At 59.9% G+C, this 17,805-nt stretch carries 17 protein-coding genes and 2 pseudogenes; 8 read left to right on the top strand and 11 right to left on the bottom strand.

The features are described from left to right. The 4 genes and pseudogenes from GHO25_RS23365 to GHO25_RS23350 all read right to left on the bottom strand — a co-directional run. Nucleotides 1-183: pseudogene (locus tag GHO25_RS23365) on the bottom strand (hypothetical protein); the annotation flags it as partial. Nucleotides 184-510: 327 nt separating this feature from the next. Next, on the bottom strand, nucleotides 511-2,859 hold the full coding sequence (locus tag GHO25_RS23360; RefSeq protein ID WP_048366862.1) for an FdhF/YdeP family oxidoreductase: 2,349 nt from the start codon (nucleotides 2,857-2,859) through the stop codon (nucleotides 511-513). After that, nucleotides 2,856-3,695, bottom strand: a complete 840-nt coding sequence (gene fdhD, locus GHO25_RS23355) for a formate dehydrogenase accessory sulfurtransferase FdhD (RefSeq protein WP_048388858.1) — start codon at nucleotides 3,693-3,695, stop codon at nucleotides 2,856-2,858. Before fdhD ends, GHO25_RS23360 begins: the two co-directional genes overlap by 4 nt. Before the next feature lie 94 nt (nucleotides 3,696-3,789). Continuing rightward, nucleotides 3,790-4,677: a LysR family transcriptional regulator gene (locus tag GHO25_RS23350; RefSeq protein WP_153392694.1), complete on the bottom strand. Its 888-nt coding sequence runs from the start codon at nucleotides 4,675-4,677 to the stop codon at nucleotides 3,790-3,792. 66 nt (nucleotides 4,678-4,743) lie between these two features. On the opposite strand from GHO25_RS23350, the gene lysM reads away from it, so the two are divergent. Beyond that, nucleotides 4,744-5,184 carry a peptidoglycan-binding protein LysM gene (gene lysM / locus GHO25_RS23345; protein WP_048366859.1) on the top strand — a complete coding sequence of 147 codons (441 nt, stop codon included), beginning with the start codon at nucleotides 4,744-4,746 and terminating at the stop codon, nucleotides 5,182-5,184. Nucleotides 5,185-5,303: 119 nt separating this feature from the next. Here lysM and yrfG read toward each other — a convergent pair whose 3' ends face one another. Next, complete coding sequence (gene yrfG, locus GHO25_RS23340; protein WP_153392691.1) at nucleotides 5,304-5,966, bottom strand: GMP/IMP nucleotidase; 663 nt, start codon at nucleotides 5,964-5,966, stop codon at nucleotides 5,304-5,306. A gap of 88 nt (nucleotides 5,967-6,054) precedes the next feature. Here yrfG and nudE point away from each other — a divergent pair, with 88 nt between their 5' ends. After that, a complete protein-coding gene (gene nudE / locus GHO25_RS23335; protein WP_048388865.1) occupies nucleotides 6,055-6,621 on the top strand; it encodes an ADP compounds hydrolase NudE in 567 nt (188 codons plus the stop codon). Next, a complete protein-coding gene (gene cysQ, locus GHO25_RS23330) occupies nucleotides 6,618-7,442 on the top strand; it encodes a 3'(2'),5'-bisphosphate nucleotidase CysQ (RefSeq protein WP_178110199.1) in 825 nt (274 codons plus the stop codon). The genes nudE and cysQ overlap by 4 nt, the downstream gene beginning before the upstream one ends. A 99-nt stretch (nucleotides 7,443-7,541) precedes the next feature. Here the strand turns inward: cysQ and GHO25_RS23325 are convergent, their stop codons facing one another. From GHO25_RS23325 to GHO25_RS23315, 3 genes are read right to left on the bottom strand one after another with little or no spacing between them, the layout of a single operon-like run. Next, on the bottom strand, nucleotides 7,542-7,997 hold the full coding sequence (locus GHO25_RS23325) for a thioesterase domain-containing protein (RefSeq protein ID WP_153392688.1): 456 nt from the start codon (nucleotides 7,995-7,997) through the stop codon (nucleotides 7,542-7,544). Nucleotides 7,998-8,015: 18 nt separating this feature from the next. Continuing rightward, complete coding sequence (locus tag GHO25_RS23320; protein ID WP_153392685.1) at nucleotides 8,016-9,410, bottom strand: sigma-54 dependent transcriptional regulator; 1,395 nt, start codon at nucleotides 9,408-9,410, stop codon at nucleotides 8,016-8,018. Next, on the bottom strand, nucleotides 9,407-11,221 hold the full coding sequence (locus GHO25_RS23315) for a sensor histidine kinase (protein ID WP_153392682.1): 1,815 nt from the start codon (nucleotides 11,219-11,221) through the stop codon (nucleotides 9,407-9,409). Before GHO25_RS23315 ends, GHO25_RS23320 begins: the two co-directional genes overlap by 4 nt. A gap of 250 nt (nucleotides 11,222-11,471) precedes the next feature. Between GHO25_RS23315 and aguA the strand changes: the two genes are divergently transcribed. The 5 genes from aguA to GHO25_RS23290 all read left to right on the top strand — a co-directional run bounded on the left by aguA (nucleotide 11,472) and on the right by GHO25_RS23290 (nucleotide 15,849). After that, nucleotides 11,472-12,578 (top strand): agmatine deiminase, encoded by a 1,107-nt coding sequence (gene aguA / locus GHO25_RS23310; protein WP_153392679.1) that lies wholly within the window; start codon nucleotides 11,472-11,474, stop codon nucleotides 12,576-12,578. Nucleotides 12,579-12,760: 182 nt separating this feature from the next. Further along, complete coding sequence (locus GHO25_RS23305; protein ID WP_153392676.1) at nucleotides 12,761-13,444, top strand: DsbA family protein; 684 nt, start codon at nucleotides 12,761-12,763, stop codon at nucleotides 13,442-13,444. A 246-nt stretch (nucleotides 13,445-13,690) separates the two neighbouring features. Beyond that, nucleotides 13,691-14,974 (top strand): OprD family porin, encoded by a 1,284-nt coding sequence (locus GHO25_RS23300; RefSeq protein ID WP_048388877.1) that lies wholly within the window; start codon nucleotides 13,691-13,693, stop codon nucleotides 14,972-14,974. 190 nt (nucleotides 14,975-15,164) lie between these two features. Beyond that, nucleotides 15,165-15,536 (top strand): type II toxin-antitoxin system RelE/ParE family toxin, encoded by a 372-nt coding sequence (locus GHO25_RS23295; RefSeq protein ID WP_153392673.1) that lies wholly within the window; start codon nucleotides 15,165-15,167, stop codon nucleotides 15,534-15,536. Beyond that, on the top strand, nucleotides 15,529-15,849 hold the full coding sequence (locus GHO25_RS23290) for an XRE family transcriptional regulator (protein WP_153326002.1): 321 nt from the start codon (nucleotides 15,529-15,531) through the stop codon (nucleotides 15,847-15,849). Before GHO25_RS23295 ends, GHO25_RS23290 begins: the two co-directional genes overlap by 8 nt. Before the next feature lie 62 nt (nucleotides 15,850-15,911). Here the strand turns inward: GHO25_RS23290 and GHO25_RS23285 are convergent. From GHO25_RS23285 to GHO25_RS23275, 3 genes and pseudogenes are all read right to left on the bottom strand, one after another. Next, a pseudogene (locus GHO25_RS23285) lies at nucleotides 15,912-16,136 on the bottom strand (TonB-dependent receptor domain-containing protein); the annotation flags it as partial. A gap of 227 nt (nucleotides 16,137-16,363) precedes the next feature. After that, nucleotides 16,364-17,140 carry a hypothetical protein gene (locus GHO25_RS23280; RefSeq protein ID WP_153392670.1) on the bottom strand — a complete coding sequence of 259 codons (777 nt, stop codon included), beginning with the start codon at nucleotides 17,138-17,140 and terminating at the stop codon, nucleotides 16,364-16,366. A gap of 13 nt (nucleotides 17,141-17,153) precedes the next feature. Further along, nucleotides 17,154-17,805: phosphatase PAP2 family protein (locus tag GHO25_RS23275; protein ID WP_153392667.1), on the bottom strand; the 652-nt coding region annotated here is incomplete at its 5' end.

Below are 17,805 nucleotides of genomic sequence, written 5' to 3'. Positions count from 1 at the left end.
GCCTGCTGCGCCGCCTACACCAGCACCAATGGTTGAACCGGTAGAGCCGCCCAGTTGCTGGCCGACCACGGCGCCCAGCACCCCGCCCAATGCGCCGCCTACACCGGCTTCGGTGGTGCCACCGGCCGAGGCAACGCCACTGACCAGGCCAAGGGACAACAAGAGAATGGAGGTGAGCTTCATGGATGAGCCTCAAAAGAATGACGGGGCGATCCTGAGGCTCAAAAGGGTTGGTTACAATCGGAATCCGACCAGTAGCACGAGTTGTACACAATTACCTAAGTTATTGTTTTTGATGGGGAACTTAATAACTTTTTGAGAGTCTATCTCTCGTTCAGGCAGGCTGCTTTCGACCAAAGCAGCCTTTTTTGTGCCTGAAGAAAATAGTTTGAAACCCCTGTAGCCGCTGACGAGGTACGAGACTGCGATGGGTTGCGAAGCGACCCTGGACAGCGGTCCTGCGGCCCGCATCGCAGCCTCGTGCCTCGTCAGCGGCTACACATGTCGGGTTTAGCTCGCCTTCGCCATGATCAATCTCGACGGGCTGGCTGCTTCCAGGCAGATCGCGACGAATTTTGACGTTGGCGTGTGGCTGCCATCACCGGTGCTTTCCAACGGCACCAGCGGGTTGACCTCCGGGTAGTAAGCCGCAGCTTGCCCGGCCGGAATATCAAACGCCAGCAAGGTGAAGTTCTTCACTCGACGTTCATGCTGATCATCCCAAATCGAAACGATGTCGACCTTTTGCCCCGGCTTGAAGCCCAGGCGGATGATGTCGGCTTCGTTGACGAACAGCACGTCGCGCTGGCCCTTGACCCCACGATAACGGTCATCGAGGCCGTAGATGGTGGTGTTGTACTGATCGTGGGAGCGCATGGATTGCAGGATCAGGTCCGGCAGTTTGCCCGTGGCGCGGGTGCGGGCGTCGATCAGGTCTTGCGGCAACGCATTGATGCGGAAGTTGGCGCGCTGGGTCGGGGTGTTCCACTGGCGCGCCCCGGCCGAGTTGCCGAGGTAGAAACCGCCAGGGTTCTGGATGCGCGTGTTGAAGTCTTTGAACCCTGGAATGGTGTCGGCAATCAGCTCGCGAATACGGCCGTAGTCGGCCACGATCCAGTTCCAGTCGATGGGGTGCGTGCCCAATGTGGCAGCGGCGATCCCGGCGATGATGGCAGGCTCCGAACGCATTTGATTCGACAGTGCCTTGAGCTGGCCATTGGAGGCGTGGACCATGCTGAACGAGTCTTCAACGGTGACCGCTTGCGGGCCTTCGGCCTGATGGTCGATGTCGGTACGGCCCAGGCACGGCAAAATCAGCGCCTCTTTGCCATGCATTAAATGGCTGCGGTTGAGCTTGGTGCTGATCTGTACCGTGAGGTCGCAATTGCGCAGCGCTTCGGCCGTGCGCGGGCTGTCGGGCGTGGCTTGAGCAAAGTTGCCGCCCAGGCCGATAAACACCTTGGCCCGGCCTTCGAGCATGGCGTGAATAGCTTCGACCACGTTGTGGCCATTTTCACGCGGCACCTTGAAATTGAAGCGGCGCTCCAGCGCATCAAGGAAGGCCACCGGTGGGCGTTCGTTGATGCCCATGGTGCGGTCGCCCTGCACGTTACTGTGGCCACGCACCGGGCACAGGCCTGCGCCGGGGCGGCCGATGTTGCCGCGCAGGAGCATCAGGTTGGCGATTTCCTGAATGGTCTGCACCGAATGGCGGTGCTGGGTGATGCCCATCGCCCAGCACATGATCACGTTCTTGCCCTTGAGGTACATGCGCGCGGCGCGCTCGATGTCCACCAGGGTGAGCCCCGACTGCTCGACGATGTGCTCCCAGGACGTGTCGTCCAGGCTGGAGATGTAATCGAGGATGCCCGAGGTGTGTTCATTCAAAAACGCGTGATCGAACACCGCCGGTTCGCCCGCCGCCTGTGCATCGCGCTCCCATTGCAGCAGGAACTTGGCCATGCCGCGCAGCAAGGCCATGTCGCCGCCCAGCGCCGGGCGCAGGTAGGCGGTGTTGGTCGGGCGGTCGCCGTTGGTGAGCATTTCCAGAGGGTGTTGCGGGTGCTGGAAGCGTTCCAGGCCCCGCTCTTTTAGCGGGTTGACGCACACCACTTGAGCGCCGCGTTTAACCGCCTCACGCAGCGGTTCAAGCATGCGCGGGTGGTTGGTGCCGGGGTTCTGCCCCAGCACGAAAATCGCGTCGGCGTGTTCAAAGTCGTCGAACGTCACGGTGCCTTTACCGACCCCGATGCTTTGCGCCAGCGCCACACCGCTGGCTTCGTGGCACATGTTGGAGCAGTCCGGAAAGTTGTTGGTGCCGAAGGCCCGCACAAACAGTTGATACAGATAAGCCGCTTCGTTGCTGGCGCGGCCCGAGGTGTAAAACTCGGCCTCGTTGGGGCTCGACAGGTTCAGCAGATGACGGGCGATCACGCTGTTGGCCGCATCCCAACTGATGGGCTCGTAATGATCGGTTTCGGCGTTGTAGCGCATTGGCTCGGTCAGGCGGCCCTGATATTCCAGCCAGTAATCACTTTGTTCCAGCAACGCGCTGACGCTGTATTTAGCGAAGAAGGCTGCATCCACCCGGCGCTTGGTCGCTTCCCAGTTCACCGCCTTGGCGCCGTTCTCACAGAACTTGACCATGCCGCTTTCCGGCGAGTCGCCCCAGGCGCAGCCCGGGCAGTCGAAACCGCCGTTCTGGTTGGTCTTGAGCATCATGCGCAGGTTTTTCAGTGCGTTGTCGCTGGTCAACCAGGCCTGCGCCACACTGATCAGTGCGCCCCAGCCGCCGGCCGGGCCTTTGTAAGGCTTGTAGCGCGGAGTCGGGGTTTGGTCGGCTTGATGATGAAGGCTCACGATTGAATCTCCTGCGCAGGGCTGTACACCCGTGGCGCGCTTTTTTGTGGCAGATGAATAAGGTTGAGGTTGTGACGCCGGGCCCATTGCAGCGCCAGGCCCGTGGGCGAGGACAGGCTGATGAGGGTTTGAATCCCGGCGCGCAACACTTTTTGAATCAGCTCAAGGCTGCAACGGCTGGTGACAATCGCTGCGCCACCGCTCAGGTCGATGTGTTGGCGCACCAGCGCACCGATCAGTTTGTCCAGGGCGTTGTGCCGGCCGATGTCTTCGCGGCCCATCAGCAGTTCGCCCTTGGCATCCATATACACCGCCGCATGCACCGCGCCGCAGTGTTGGCCCAAGGGCTGGAATTCGCTGATGCGCTGGCGCAAACCGTCCAGCCACTGAGCGGGCGGCAATGGCGCACCGGGCAGCACCTTGAGGTCCGGCAACGCTTGCTCCACCGCTTCGACGCCACACAACCCGCAGCCGCTGGTACCGGCCAGTTGGCGGCGTTGCTGCTTGAGGTTCCAGAACGCCCGGCTGGCGATCTCGACCTGCGCGTACTGCGCCGAGCCTGAGCCGCTGAGCTTGAGGTCGTAGATTTCACTGGCGTCATGGATGATGCCGCTGCCCAGGCTAAAGCCGACGATAAAGTCTTCAAGGTCGGTCGGCGTCACCAGCATCACGGCCTGGCTGATGCCGTTGTAGGCAATCGCCAGCGCCACTTCTTCAGCCAGCGCCGTTTCTGCGCCACTGCTGTGGTCGAGCGTGACGTACTGATAAGTCTGGCTGGCAGCAGGCGCGGGCGTACTGAGAGCGGGCGCCGCGCACAAAGGGCGCTTGGCGTTCATAGGGCTTTACCAACGTGGTCTATGACCCTAAGCGTAGGCGCGACACTAAGTCGCGTCTAATCGCTAGCGTTGATCTGCTGATAGATGGCGTCGATCAAGACGGGTTGAGTGATTTCTGAAACAGCGCAAAACAGGCTTCTGCCAATGCCGAACGCGGGGCTTCCCGGCGCATGATCAACCCCAACTGGGCCAGGGTTTGGGCGTCTTCAATGGGGTGCAGGCGCAAGGTGTCCGTCAGCGCTTCAAGCCCGCCTTCCAGCGGCATGACCGCGCAGCAGAGCCCCGCGTGGACTGCTTGCAGCAACTGATGCACGGCATCAGTTTGTAACAATGGATGGGGTGTAAGGCCACGGCTGTGGAAGTTGTGATCAATGGATTGGCGAAAGTGCATGCCGCCGCTGAGCAGCCCCAGCGGTAACTCAATCAGCGCCTCCCAGCTCAGGGGCTGTTCGCCAAAGTTGAAATGCCGTTGGTCGTAAAGTAAGCCCATCCGGGTGATGCCCAGGGCCAGTGAGTCAAAGCGTTCGTGGTCGAGGCGGTCCAGATACGACACACCAATGTCGAGCTGGTTGCTGGCCAGTTGCTCAAGAATATGTTCCGAACTCAGGGCCGACAGTTCAAAGCGCAGCTCCGGGTGTTGCTGGTGCAGGCGCTGCAATAAAGGCAGCGGATCGAAGCTTGAAAGCGGCACCACGCCCAGGCGCAACGTACCGATCAAGTTGCCGCGACAGGCCGCCGCTTCGGCCTGCAAGCCGTCGTAAGCCGCCAGCACCGTACGCGCCCAGGCGAGCACGCGCTCACCCGGTGCGGTAAAGCTTTCGAAACGCTGGCCACGGTTGACCAGTTGCAGGTCGAGCTCTTGTTCAAGGCTGCGCAGGCGCATCGACAGCGTGGGCTGGGTGATGTGGCAACGGGCAGCGGCCTGGCCGAAATGCCGGGTTTCATCCAGGGCAATGAGGAATTTGAGCTGTTTGATGTCCATCGTTGCTCCCGCAATGATGGTCTACGCTTAGGTCTCTGGATATTTCAACCTTTAGGAGCGTGACCGATGAGCCTTTTAAGCTTTGTGAAAGAAGCAGGTGAAAAGCTAGCCCACCTGTTTACACCGGGTAATGCCAATGCCTCGGACGAACTCAAAAAGCACGTAGCGGACGTGGGCTTGGGCAATCCTAATATCAAAGCTGAGGTTGAGGGCGACAAGATAACCCTCACCGGCGAAGCCGCGTCGCAAGAAGAGAAAGAAAAAATCGTCTTGGCCGCTGGCAACATTGAAGGCGTGGCCAGTGTTGACGACCAGATCACCGTGACCGGTCCGGCTGTTGTGGCTTCGCGTTTTGTCGTGGTGCAAAAAGGCGACACCCTGAGCGCGATTTCGCTGCGGGTGTATGGCAACGCCAACCAGTACAACAAAATCTTTGAAGCCAACAAACCGCTGCTCAAAGACGTGAACAAAATCTACCCAGGCCAGACACTGCGTATTCCTGAGTAACCTCACACCCTCTTGTGGGAGCGGGCTTGCTCGCGATGTAGGCGATGCGGTTTGTCAGAATAACCGCGTCGATGCTATCGCGAGCAAGCCCGCTCCCACGATTGGTGGTGGCCGTGTGCTCAAAGCCCTTCCAGCAACTCGCGATAATCCCCCAGTGCTGCGAACTCTTCGGTGTCTTTCGGGCCTTTTTTGCTGTCTGGCTGTTTGACCGCCAGCAAGTGGCCGATACCGAATGCACGGGCGCTGCGCAAAATTGGCAAGGTGTCGTCGATAAACAGGCTGCGGCTCGGTTCAAAGCCGATATCAGCTTGCAGGGCATCCCAAAACGCCGGGCTTTCCTTGGGGAAGCCGTAATCGTGGGAGCTGATCAGGCGCTCGAAATATGGCGCCAGCTCGATGCGCTCCAGCTTCAATGACAACGAATCGCGGTGCGCGTTGGTGATCAGAATCACCCGCTTGCCAGCCTGTTTGATCGCCGCTAAAAAGGTGTCTGCATCCGGGCGCAGGGCAATCAGGTGGGCGGTTTCGAGCTTGAGTTCACGCACCGGGATCTTCAGCTCGCGGCTCCAGAAATCCAGGCAGTACCACTTCAACTGGCCTGCGTTGTTTTCAAACAGCGGCGTGAGCTCAAGGTCGGCCATGGCGCGGCTGATGCCATGCAACTCGGCATAGCGCTGCGGCAGGTGTTCGAGCCAAAAGTGGTTGTCGTAGTGCAGGTCGAGCAGTGTGCCGTCCATGTCCAGCAGAACGGTATCAATGTCGCGCCAAGGTAACGCTGTCATGCAAAACTTCTCCCACAGTAGAAAAACATCCGACACAGACAATCGGAAAAGCCGGGGTATAGTAACCCGTTCATATTGAGGAGCCGCTATGCGCCAAAAACCCACCGTACTTGCCCGTGAAATTGTTGCCAGTAGCCGATTGTTTCGGGTCGAAGAAGTGCAACTGCGCTTTTCCAATGGCGTTGAGCGCACTTACGAGCGGCTGGTGGGGCGCGGTAACGGCTATGGCGCGGTCATGATCGTGGCAATGATTGATGCCGAACACGCCATCCTGGTCGAAGAATATTGTGGCGGCACCGACGAATATGAAGTCTCGTTGCCCAAAGGCCTGATCGAGCCGGGCGAAGACGTGCTGGCGGCCGCTGAGCGTGAATTGAAAGAAGAAGCAGGCTTTGGTGCCCGCCAGCTTGAGCATTTGACTGAGCTGTCGTTGTCGCCGGGGTACATGAGCCAGAAAATTCAGGTGGTGCTGGCTTCTGATCTGTACGAAGCCCACCTCGAAGGCGACGAGCCAGAGCCGATGCGGGTTGACCGCGTCAACTTGCGTGAGCTGTCGACCCTGGTGCAAAACCCGCAGTTCAGCGAAGGCCGTGCCTTGGCCGCGCTGTACCTGGCGCGTGATCTGTTGACCCAGCGCGGAGTGTTCAAACCGTGAGCCTGGCGCATCCCTTGTTGGCCCCGGTGATTGAACTCGCGCACCGTGCGGGCGAGGCCATTTTGCCGTTTTGGCGCGCGGATGTTGCTGTCACCGCCAAAGACGATAACTCTCCGGTTACCGCAGCTGACCTCGCGGCGCACCACATTTTGCTCGATGGCCTGACCGCGTTGGACCCGAGCATCCCGGTGTTGTCGGAAGAAGACGCCAACATCGCGCAGAGCGTGCGCGCTGGCTGGACACGCTGGTGGCTGGTTGACCCGTTGGACGGCACCAAGGAGTTCATCTCCGGCAGCGAAGAATTCACCGTCAACATTGCTCTGATCGAGAACGGTCGCGTGGTGTTCGGCGTGGTTTCAATGCCCACCAGTGGTCGTTGCTACTACGGTGGCGCGGGCCTGGGCGCCTGGCGGGCGGATGCGGACGTGATCGTACCGATCAATGTGCGCGACGTGCCGCCCGCCGGTGAACCGCTGATCGTGGTCGCCAGCCGCCGACATTCAAGCCCCGAGCAAGAGCGCTTGCTGGCCGGGCTGGAGACGGCTGTCGGGAAGTTGGAAACCGCCAACATTGGCAGTTCATTGAAGTTCTGTTTGCTGGCCGAAGGTGCGGCAGATTGTTACCCGCGTCTGGCGCCGACCTCGCAGTGGGACACTGCCGCGGCGCAAGGCGTGCTTGAAGGGGCGGGCGGGGTGGTGTTGCAGCTCGATGGCCAGCCGTTCACGTATCCGGCGCGGGAATTGCTGCTCAATGGCTATTTTTTGGCGTTGCCCGCGAAGGCGCCGTGGCGTGAGCAGTTGTTGGCGTTGGCGCAAGCTTAAAAGCCACCCCTCTGTAGGAGCGAGCTCGCCTCGCGATCTTTTGATGTTTAAAAGATCGCGAGACAAGCTCGCTCCTACATGGTTTTGGCGAACAGCAGACTACCGATGCAACACATACTGCCCGCTAAACCGCACCGCATCGTCCCCGCCGTCGGCATTGATCATCCGCGTCTCAAGGGTTAAACGAGCGCGGCCGTGGCGTTTGTACATGGCCAGAAACTTGTTCCACGCGGCGTCTGATGGCGCATCGCACAGCGCGATGGCGTCTTGGGTCACCGGCAGCGGGTAGCTGATGTGGCCTTCTTGAATCACGATGTGCCCGTCTTCGATCCCGGCCTCACGCAGGCTCAAATGCAACCAGCCCCAACCGGCCAGCACCGCGCCGCAGTACAGGCTGCCGCCAAACATGGTGCTTTTGTGGTTGATGTTGGCGTCCAGCGGCAGGTGCAAACGCAATTGCCGATCCTGCCAGCCAACCACTTTGAGGCCCATTTCACGGGTCAGCGGAATGTCGTGATGAAGGATGGATTCCAGATAACGACTGTCGCGGTTCATGCGCGGATCCTGTTCAGGTCAATCAAGTTCATCGGTGTGAGGGTGGCTGCCGCTCTCGAAGTGCAGGCCGTGTTTGCGCAATTTGTCGTGCAGGGTTTTACGCGGCACCCCCAGGGCTTCGGCCAGACTGCGCATCGAGCTGTGTGAACGCTCAAGCTCGGCAGCAATCAGGCTCTTCTCGAAGTGTTCGACCTGCTCGCTCAAGCTGCCAGACACCTCAAGGTCTGACGCCGTTGTGCCGTCGCTAGCGCCTTCGTCCAGGGCCAATTCCAGACCCAGGGCAAAGCGTTCAGCGACGTTTTGCAGTTCACGCACATTGCCCGGCCAGGTGTGGCGCAATAACTGCGCCCGCTGGCCCGGTTGCAACACGTTGAGCGCCAGACCGTGGCGGGCGCTGGCCTCGTCGGCAAAGTGCTGGAACAGCACCAGCACGTCTTCACCGCGCTCGCGCAACGGCGAAATACGCAGCGGCGCGACGTTAAGCCGGTAGTACAAGTCGGCGCGAAAGCGCCCTTGGTCGGCGGCCTGACGCAGGTCTTCCTTGGTGGCGGCGATCACCCGGATATCCAGCGGGATCAGCTGGTTGCCGCCTAAACGCTCAACCACACGCTCTTGCAGCAAACGCAGGAGTTTGACCTGCACGTCCAGGCTCATGCTTTCGATTTCGTCGAGGAACAATGTCCCGCCATTGGCGAATTCGAATTTGCCGATACGGCGTTTTTGCGCGCCGGTAAACGCGCCGGGTTCATGGCCGAACAGTTCACTCTCGACCACCGACTCGGCCAGCGCCCCGGCGTTGATCGCCACGAACGGGCCGTTGCGGCGGCTCGACAGGTCGTGCAGCGCCCGTGCGACGACTTCTTTGCCGGAGCCGGTTTCGCCCAGAATCAACACGTCTGCCTTGGTTCCGGCAAGGGCGCCGATTTGCTCGCGCAGGCGCAGCATGGCCGAAGATTGCCCCACCAGCCGTGCGCTCAGTTGCTGGCGATCGCTGAGCGCCAGGCGCAGGCTGCGGTTGTCCAGCACCAGTGCGCGCAGGGCCAGGGCCCGGCGCACGCTGTCGAGCAGGGCGTCGCTGGCAAAGGGTTTTTCCAGAAAGTCGTAAGCGCCCGTGCGCATGGCCTGCACCGCCAAGGGCACATCACCATGGCCGGTAATCAGCAACACCGGCAGCTCAGGGTCTTGCGCGTGCAGATGGGTGAGTAGCTCCAGCCCGTCCATGCCCGGCATGCGGATATCACTGACCACCACGCCCGCCCAGTCCCGCGAGATGCGTTCGGCCAGGCCGTTGGCTTCGGCCAGCGGCAGCACTTTAAGCCCGGCCAGGTCCAGGGTTTGGCAGAGCGCCTGGCGCAGGTGCGGATCATCATCGATCAAGATGACCTGTACACGCGGATCAATGGGTTGGCTCATGACCTGGAGTCCTCTGAAGCTTGCAAGCTTACGCCCGGTGCACCGGCGCGCAGTCGTAGGGTAATTAAGGCGCCGCCTTCCTTGTGGTTGGCGAACAACAATTCGCCGCCAAACGCACGGATTAATGTGTCGCAGATGGCCAGCCCCAGGCCCAACCCTTGGGTGCGGGTTTTGGTGGTGTAAAACGGCTCACCGGCGCGGCCCAACGCTTCCATGCAAAAGCCCGGGCCGTTGTCGCGAATGTACACAGTGACGCCCTCGGGCGTTGATTGGGCACTTAGCCACAATCGCCGGGGCGGGCCTTTTTCGGTAAGTGCATCGAGAGCGTTGGCCAGCAGGTTGCCCAGCACTTGGCGCAAACGGGTTTCACCTGCTTCGACCCACAGCGTGGCGGCGGGTAAATCGCGGATCAGTTCGACTTCCATGCTGCGCCGACGTTTGGCCAGCAAGGCCAGGGCATCGTCCAGCGCCGGTTGCAGCGCCACGCTTTCAGGCGCATGGCGATCGCGCCGGGCGAACGCGCGCAGATGCGCAATGATCGAAGACATGCGCCCGGTCAGTTCGTTGATCAGCTTGAGGTTGCTGCGCGCGTCTTCAGTGCGTTGATGGTCGAGCAACACTTCGGCGTTTTCGGCATAGCTGCGGATGGCTGCCAACGGCTGGTTGAGTTCGTGGCTGATGCTGGCCGACATGGTGCCGAGGGCTGACAGCTTGCCCGCTTGCACCAGGTCATCTTGGGCGCGCACCAGTTCTTGCTGCGCATGCTCGCGCTCCAGCACTTCTTTACGCAGGCGCTGGTTGAGGCCTTCAAGGTCGCTGGTGCGCTCGGCCACCCGGCCTTCGAGTTCACGCCGGGCCTTGGCTTCGAAGGCGATGCGCTCCAGGTAATGGCGGCGACGTTGCATCATCAAGCTGATCAGCAGCATGACCACCAGCAAAGTGGCCGCGCCAATGGCCAGCACGGTCCGCACCGGGCGATCGATCAAGGTACGCGGCGCAAGAATATTCACGCTCCAGCCGGTCTCGTCGATTTTTTGCGTTTGTACTACCCACGAATCGGGGTTGATGTTCAGCGGCTGCAAGTTGCGCGTCGGGTAGGGCAGGATGGCGAAAATGTCCTGTTGCTCTTGCGGCGACAGTTTGCGCGTGGCCTTGAAACGCCAATCCGGGCGGGACGTGAGAATCACCACGCCGTTGTCGTCGGTTGTCAGCAATTGCTCCGGGGTGTTGCCCCACAAACGCTCGGTGTGATCCAGGTCCACCTTGACCACCAGCACGCCGAGCTTTTTATCGCCTTCGGTCACCGGGGCGGCAAAGTAATAGCCGCGTTTGCCGGACGTAGTGCCCAAGCCGAAAAAGCGCCCCAACTTGCCATCCATTGCTTCGCTGAAGTACGGACGAAAAGCAAAGTTACGTCGGATAAAGCTGTCGGGCTTGTCCCAGTTCGACGTCGCCACCGTGTTGCCATCGGCATCAATCAGGTACATGACCTCGGCGCCGGTTTGGCTGTTGATCTCCGCGAGCAACTTATTGGCCGTGCTCAGGGTGTGCGGGTCTTCCGGGTCGGCCAGCGAATTACGCAGCGCGGGCAGTTCGCCCAGAATTTGTGGCAGCACCTCATAACGGTGCAGCGTGCCGAGCAAGTTGGCCACGTACAGGTCGAGGGTCTGGCGGTTCTGCCCGGCCAGTTCGCTGCGGTAATAGCGCTCGGCCAAGTGCTGCAGCGGCCACAACAAAGGCGCCAGGCACAGCGCCAGTAAGGCCAGGCTGCGCCAGCGGGGGCGGCGAGGAGTTGCAGGAGTCGAGTTCATAGGGCGCAGTATACCTACGCTTAAACCCCGTAGGCGCGAGGCTAGAAGCGCTATTTTTAATCTCGATTTATATCTGTATTAAAAATGCTTTTGTCTGGGTTAAATCCGATAAATGGTTTTTATTGTGGATATTTATCGGCTATAAAGGGGGCCTTTCTTGACGAAAGGCAGGCAGGCGTCCACTGTTTCCGGCCAGCCTGATTGATGCGCCCATCCCCCTCTTTTTTGATTCCCTGGAGTCCTGACGGTTATGACTACTTTGCACAGCACGCCCCGCGCTGACGGCTTTCACATGCCGGCCGAATGGGCTCCTCAAACTCAAGTCTGGATGATCTGGCCTGAGCGCCCGGACAACTGGCGCTTGGGCGGCAAGCCTGCGCAAGCCGCGCACGCTGCTGTGGCCAAGGCCATTGCCCGCTTCGAGCCGGTGACCGTTGGGGTGTCGGCCGCACAGTACGAAAACGCTCGCGCACAGCTCGATGTGCCGAACATCCGCGTGGTCGAGCTTTCCAACGATGACGCCTGGGTGCGCGACAGCGGGCCGACGTTCGTGATCAACGACACCGGCGAAGTGCGCGGCGTGAACTGGGACTTCAACGCCTGGGGCGGGTTTGACGGCGGGCTGTACTTCCCGTGGAACCGCGATCAGCAAGTGGCCAGCAAGATCCTCGAAATCGAGCGCTCGGCGCGCTACTACACCGAAGGTTTTGTGCTGGAAGGCGGTTCGATCCACGTCGATGGCGAAGGCACATTGATCACCACCGGCGAATGCCTGCTGAACCGTAACCGTAACCCGCATCTGTCCCGTGAAGAGATTGAAAGCGTGCTGCGCGCGCAACTGGCTGTGGATAAGATCATCTGGCTGCCCGATGGCCTTTACAACGATGAAACCGACGGCCATGTGGATAACTTCTGCTGCTACGTGGCGCCGGGTGAAGTGCTGCTGGCCTGGACCGACGACGAGCGCGACCCCAACTACGTGCGTTGCCACGAAGCGATGAAAGTGCTGGCCACCAGCACCGATGCCCAGGGCCGTTCGTTTGTTGTGCACAAAATGCCTATTCCGGGGCCGATGTACGCCACCCAGGAAGAGTGCGACGGTGTGGATAAAGTCGCTGGCAGCCAGGACCGTAATCCGTCGGAGCGTTTGGCCGGGTCTTACGTGAACTTCCTGATCGTCAACGGCGGGATCATCGCCCCAAGCTTTGACGACCCGATGGACGCAGAGGCCAAAGACATCCTGCAAAACCTCTTTCCACAGCACGAAGTGGTGATGGTGCCGGGCCGTGAATTGCTGCTGGGCGGTGGCAACATCCACTGCCTGACCCAGCAACAACCCGCCCCACGCAAAGCCTGACCCCACCCAAAACTGTAGGAGCGAGCTCGCCTCGCGATCTTTTGATCTTCAAAAAAGCTCGGCTCCTACAAGTCCTTTATTTGCCCGGTTCACGCAACACACTAAAAGCGCTGGCAGCGTTTTTCTGTTCTCGCCTTACCGCTAGTCTGACGCTCTGATTGATTGAACCTTCGGAGCGCTCCATGACCACCCCCGTTCTGCATTACATCTATGACCCGCTGTGCGGTTGGTGCTATGGCGCCAAGCCGCTGATCGACGCTGCCCGCGGCATTGTGCCGGTGGTGGCCCATGGCGGCGGGATGATGACCGGCGCCCAGCGCCGCCCTGTGTCTGCGCAACTGCGTGACTACGTCATGCCCCATGACCAGCGAATTGCCGAATACACCGGCCAGCCGTTTGGCGAGGCTTACTTTGAAGGGCTGCTGCGCGACACCACAGCGGTCTTTGATTCGGCGCCACCCATCACTGCCGTGTTGGCCGCCGAGCAACTGGCCGGGCGTGGCCTTGAACTGCTGGGGCGTTTACAGACGGCGCACTATGTCGAAGGGCGGCGGATTAGCGACAAGGATGTGCTGGAGGAACTGGCCACTGAAATCGGCCTGCCCACCGAGGCCTTTGTTGCGGCCTACCAGGCGGTCCGTGGCGAACCGACCCACACTCACATCAAAGACAGCCGCAAACTGCTCGGGCAGGTGGGTGGCCAAGGCTTTCCTACCCTGGTTCTGGAACTCGACGGGCGCTACCAAGTGGTCGATTTTGGGGCGTTTATCGGTAAGCCAGATGCCTTTGCGCAATGGTTGCGAGCACCCGCCCAAAGCCCAAACGATTCAGCGCCCGCCTGCGGCCTGAATGGCTGCGACGAGTAAAAGGTTAAAGCGCGATCAACGGTCTTTGAATTGCTGGCAATTAACAAATTTTTCACGAAATTGACACTTTGCCTTAACGACGGATAGGATCCCTGCCTACGCCTGTGGCGATAAGCCATGCACCAACTTTCTAAATGACCCGCGCGGTGTCTCGTGTGGGTCTTTTTTGTTATGTGAAGCAACCACCACTCAATGTTTCAGCTTGAAACCCACAGCGCGCCTCTATTCTGAAATAAGGAAAATAAAATGTTAAAAACACGGATAGGTCTACTCGCTCTGGGCGTACTCGGTGCTACCCAGGCCATGGCTAACGATCAAGCTGACGCAAAAGGTTTTGTAGAAGACAGCCACCTGAACGTATTGGCGCGCAACGCCTACATCAGCCGTGACTACAAAAACCACCAACAAGACAAAGCTGAGTGGGGCCAAGGCTTCCTCGGCACATTCACCTCCGGCTTCACCCAAGGCACCGTGGGCGTGGGTGTGGATGCTTTCGGCATCTACGCACTGCGTCTGGACGGCGGCAAGGGCAGCAGCGGCGCAGGCGGCATCGACTTCTTCAAGCAAGACCATAACGGCAAAGCCGCTCACGACATCGCCAAGGCTGGCGCTGCCGTGAAATTCCGCATTTCGAACACCGTGCTGAAATACGGTGACCAAATGCCTGCTCTGCCGGTACTAATGTACGACAACTCCCGTCTGATGCCAGAAAGCTTCACCGGTACCCTGTTGACCTCCAAAGAGATCGACGGCCTGGAACTGAACGTGGGTCGTTTCACCGAAGAGTCGCGTAAAAGTGCTGAAGCGCGTAACAGCGGCGGCTTGAAGAGCATCAACGTGTTCGGCGGTAGCTACAAGTTCACCGAGCGCTTCTCGGCCTCGTTGTACGGCTCCGAGATGAAAGACGAGCTGCGCAAGCAATACCTGGGCATGACCTACGCCCTGCCACTGGATGACAAACAGTCCCTGACGTTTGACTTCAACGGCTACCGCACCCACGTAGACTCTGGCTACGCGCGTGACGTGCTGAAGGTTGACGGCACCGACAACAAGATCTGGAGCCTGGCAACCACCTACGCGTTCGGCGCGCACTCGCTGGTTCTGGCTTACCAGAGCAGCACCGGTGAAATCGGCTACCCATACGGCGGCTACCGCAATGCGGGCGGCGTGGGCGACGGCGGCAACACCATCTTGCTGGCCAACTCCTACTGGTCTGACTTCAACGCCAAAGACGAGCGTTCGTGGCAGCTGGGCTACGGCTTCGACTTCGGCGCCGTTGGCATTCCAGGCCTGACCTACAACATCGCCTACGTACGCGGCACCAACATCGACGACGGTTCAGGCCGTGGTCGTGGTACCGAGCGCGAAATCTACAACCAGGCCAAGTACGTTGTACAAAGCGGTCCGGTTAAAGACCTGAGCGTGCGTCTGCGCGGTTCGTGGTTGCGCGTTTCCAACAACGCCAGCGACTACAACGTCGGCGGTAACGAAGTCCGTGTATTTGTTGATTACCCAATCAGCATTTTCTGATGCCACGGGCCTGCCAGTCAGGTCTGACATCTGAATAAAAAAACGCCCCGAACCGGTTGGTTCGGGGCGTTTTTTTTGAGTTTCGTGCGCCGAACAAAAACTAACAATTGAGCGAGTTTTGCGGGTAGCAGGAAGAGGTTGAAGCTCTTAGGATTATTCCCTTGAGTTTATATTCCTTGGGTGGCATATTTTGGTCTCTAACTGGGAAGTCGAATACACCGATGAGTTTGGGTGCTGGTGGGAGGGGCTTGAGGAAAAGGAGCAAGTCTCAGTAGCCGCTAGCGTCAAGTTGCTGGGCCAGCTAGGTCCGGGCCTGCGTTATCCCCACAGCAGCGATATCAAAGGCTCGCGGCATGGCAATCTCAGGGAGCTGCGTATCCAGCACGCGGGCAGGCCGTATCGGGTTTTGTATGTGTTTGATCCGCGTCGATGCGCCTTGTTGTTGCTCGGTGACGATAAAACCGGTCGAGGGCGATGGTACGAGGAGCACATTCCTCAAGCTGAGAGGCTCTACGATGAACACCTTGAAACACTGCTCAAAGAGGGGCGAGAGCATGGCTAAATCATTTGCTGAACTTGAAGCGCGCATGACACCAGAGGCTCAAGCCGGTGCTCACGCGTTGTATCAACAGCACCTTAAAGAGATGCCTTTGCATGAGCTGCGCAAAGCTCAGGAGCTGAGCCAGGAGACATTGGCAAAGGCCTTGAATATTAATCAGGCCGCGGTATCGAAAATGGAGCGGCGTACAGACATGTACATCAGCACGTTGCGTAATTACATCCGTGCCATGGGAGGGGAGCTGGAAATTATTGCGACCTTCCCGGATGGGCAGGTGAAAATTGAGAATTTTTCGGATCCGGAAGCGGTGAGCTAAAACAGCACAAGAGCCGGTCGATACCCGGCTCTCCCCACTTTTTAGGTGGTGCCCCTACCGCCTTAAAAATCCCAGCGAGTGGTCACCATCACGTTGCGTGGGTCGCCGTAGTAGGCGGAGTCATAAAAACCGATGTTGGTGAAGTACGCCTTGTCGAACAGGTTGTTGACGTTGACAGTGGCCGACAGGTTGTCGGTGAACTGGTAGCGCGCCATCAAGTCCACCAGCCAGTACGGGTCTTGGGTGAATTTTTCGTAGCGTCCCGCGCGGTTGTCGTAGCCCCAGTTCGTCGAGCAGGGTATCGGTTGAGATCAGCAGCGAGCGGGCAATGGCACTGAGATAGCCCCGAGGCTTCGTAGCAGTTGACGAGCTTTGCGAGGCTATGTCCGACTGTGAAACAGTCGTCAATCAGACTGTCGCGGTCTTTGAGTTAAACCGTGCTCTGAGGGTTTACGATCGCTGCGCAATCGGACGTCGCCTCGCAGGCTCGGCAACTGCTACGGGATGCAAATTCCTAAAACCGTCCGCTAATGCCCAGCAACGGGCCTTTTTGCACGATGTCGTACACAAACCCGTCGTTGCGATAGTTCACGCCCATAGCCCGGTAGCCAGCCACCGCCGAAAATCCGGGGGTGAACTCCCAGCCGGCCAGCGCTGCCAGGTCCCAGTCTTCACGGGATTGCCCGGCACCCACCATGCCCCAGGAGGACAACCAGAACCGCTCACTCACGGCATAGCGCCCCCGCAGCCCGACCATGGCGTCTGCCCACGTGGCGTTGTCAGAGCCGGAGTGCCCCGAAGCCTGCCCACCATGGAGGGTCAGGGTGGTGCTGCTGTACCAGACGCGCACGCCGCCCGCGACGTCGACCCGATAATCGTCATCGCCGAGCACCGTATAGCCGCCGCCCAAAAAGCCTGACGCCGTCTTGCCTTCAACCTCAAGCTTGGACCCGGTTGGCAGGCGGCTGCGGGTGTCGGTGTCGATGTACATCAGGTCGGCAAGCACGCTGTAAGGCCCGCGCCGCGCTTCGCCCATGAACATCAACGACATGTCGACGGTGCGTGCGATGTTTGAGAAGTCGGACTTCACAGAGGCCGTCCCTGTGCTTTTGTGGCCGACGTGCCCACGAATGCCAGCGCCCCACAGGTATGGCCCGCCGTTGAACTGCCATTCATCGTTGTCTGCCGCGTTAGCGACCGTCGGTAGGCCGCCTGCTACGCTCGCCAAGGCCCCGAACAGCAGGGCCATACGCGCGTGTTTACGCCGCAACGAAGTGTTACTGAGCCTCATGGCGCGTCCCCGTTCAGTGCTGCGTCAACGAGAGCGCGACGCCCTCGGCGGCGCAGTTTTCTGTCGGCGTGTTGCCTGCTTTTTGCGCCGCCTGGATTTCTTCCTTCGCCGCTGCCAGATCCTTCAGGAACGCCGGATTGCTGTGCAGGCTGGCCACGGTGGCGGCGCCCATGATGCGCCCGGCATCCACGTCGCTCTGCCAGTGGGCGTTGCAGATGACGCGGCTTTGGCCGTACGCCAAGCCACGGGTCATCAGTTCAGTGGCGCGTGCCGGGTTCACTTCTGCGAGGATCAAGCCCCAGGCCCAGCCCGCCGCCGAGTGCCCGGAAGGCCAGGAACCGTCGGTGCGCAGCAGCGGTTCCATGTCTTTGCGGCAGGTGCCTTCGTCATGCACCACAAACGGACGGGTGCGGTTGTAGGCGTTTTTCCCGGCATACGTGGAGCCACCGGCATCCGTCAGCGTGCGCTGCATCAAGGTGTACAGATGCGGGGTGGTCTTCTCGCTGATCTGCGTCCCCATCGCGCACGAGAATGTGTTCGCCGGGCCCGGGAACGACAACTCTGCATCCGTTGCTGCGAGTGCCTCCCGGGCCGTGCCACGCAGTGCCAGCGCTGCCCGCCGGGCTTCTTCATCCCGCGCCAGCGCCGCAGAGTCGGGCTTGGGC

The organism is Pseudomonas sp. FSL R10-1350, from assembly GCF_009600525.1.
Taxonomy (GTDB): domain Bacteria; phylum Pseudomonadota; class Gammaproteobacteria; order Pseudomonadales; family Pseudomonadaceae; genus Aquipseudomonas; species Aquipseudomonas helleri.
This window is presented reverse-complemented; position numbering and strand designations above follow the sequence as displayed.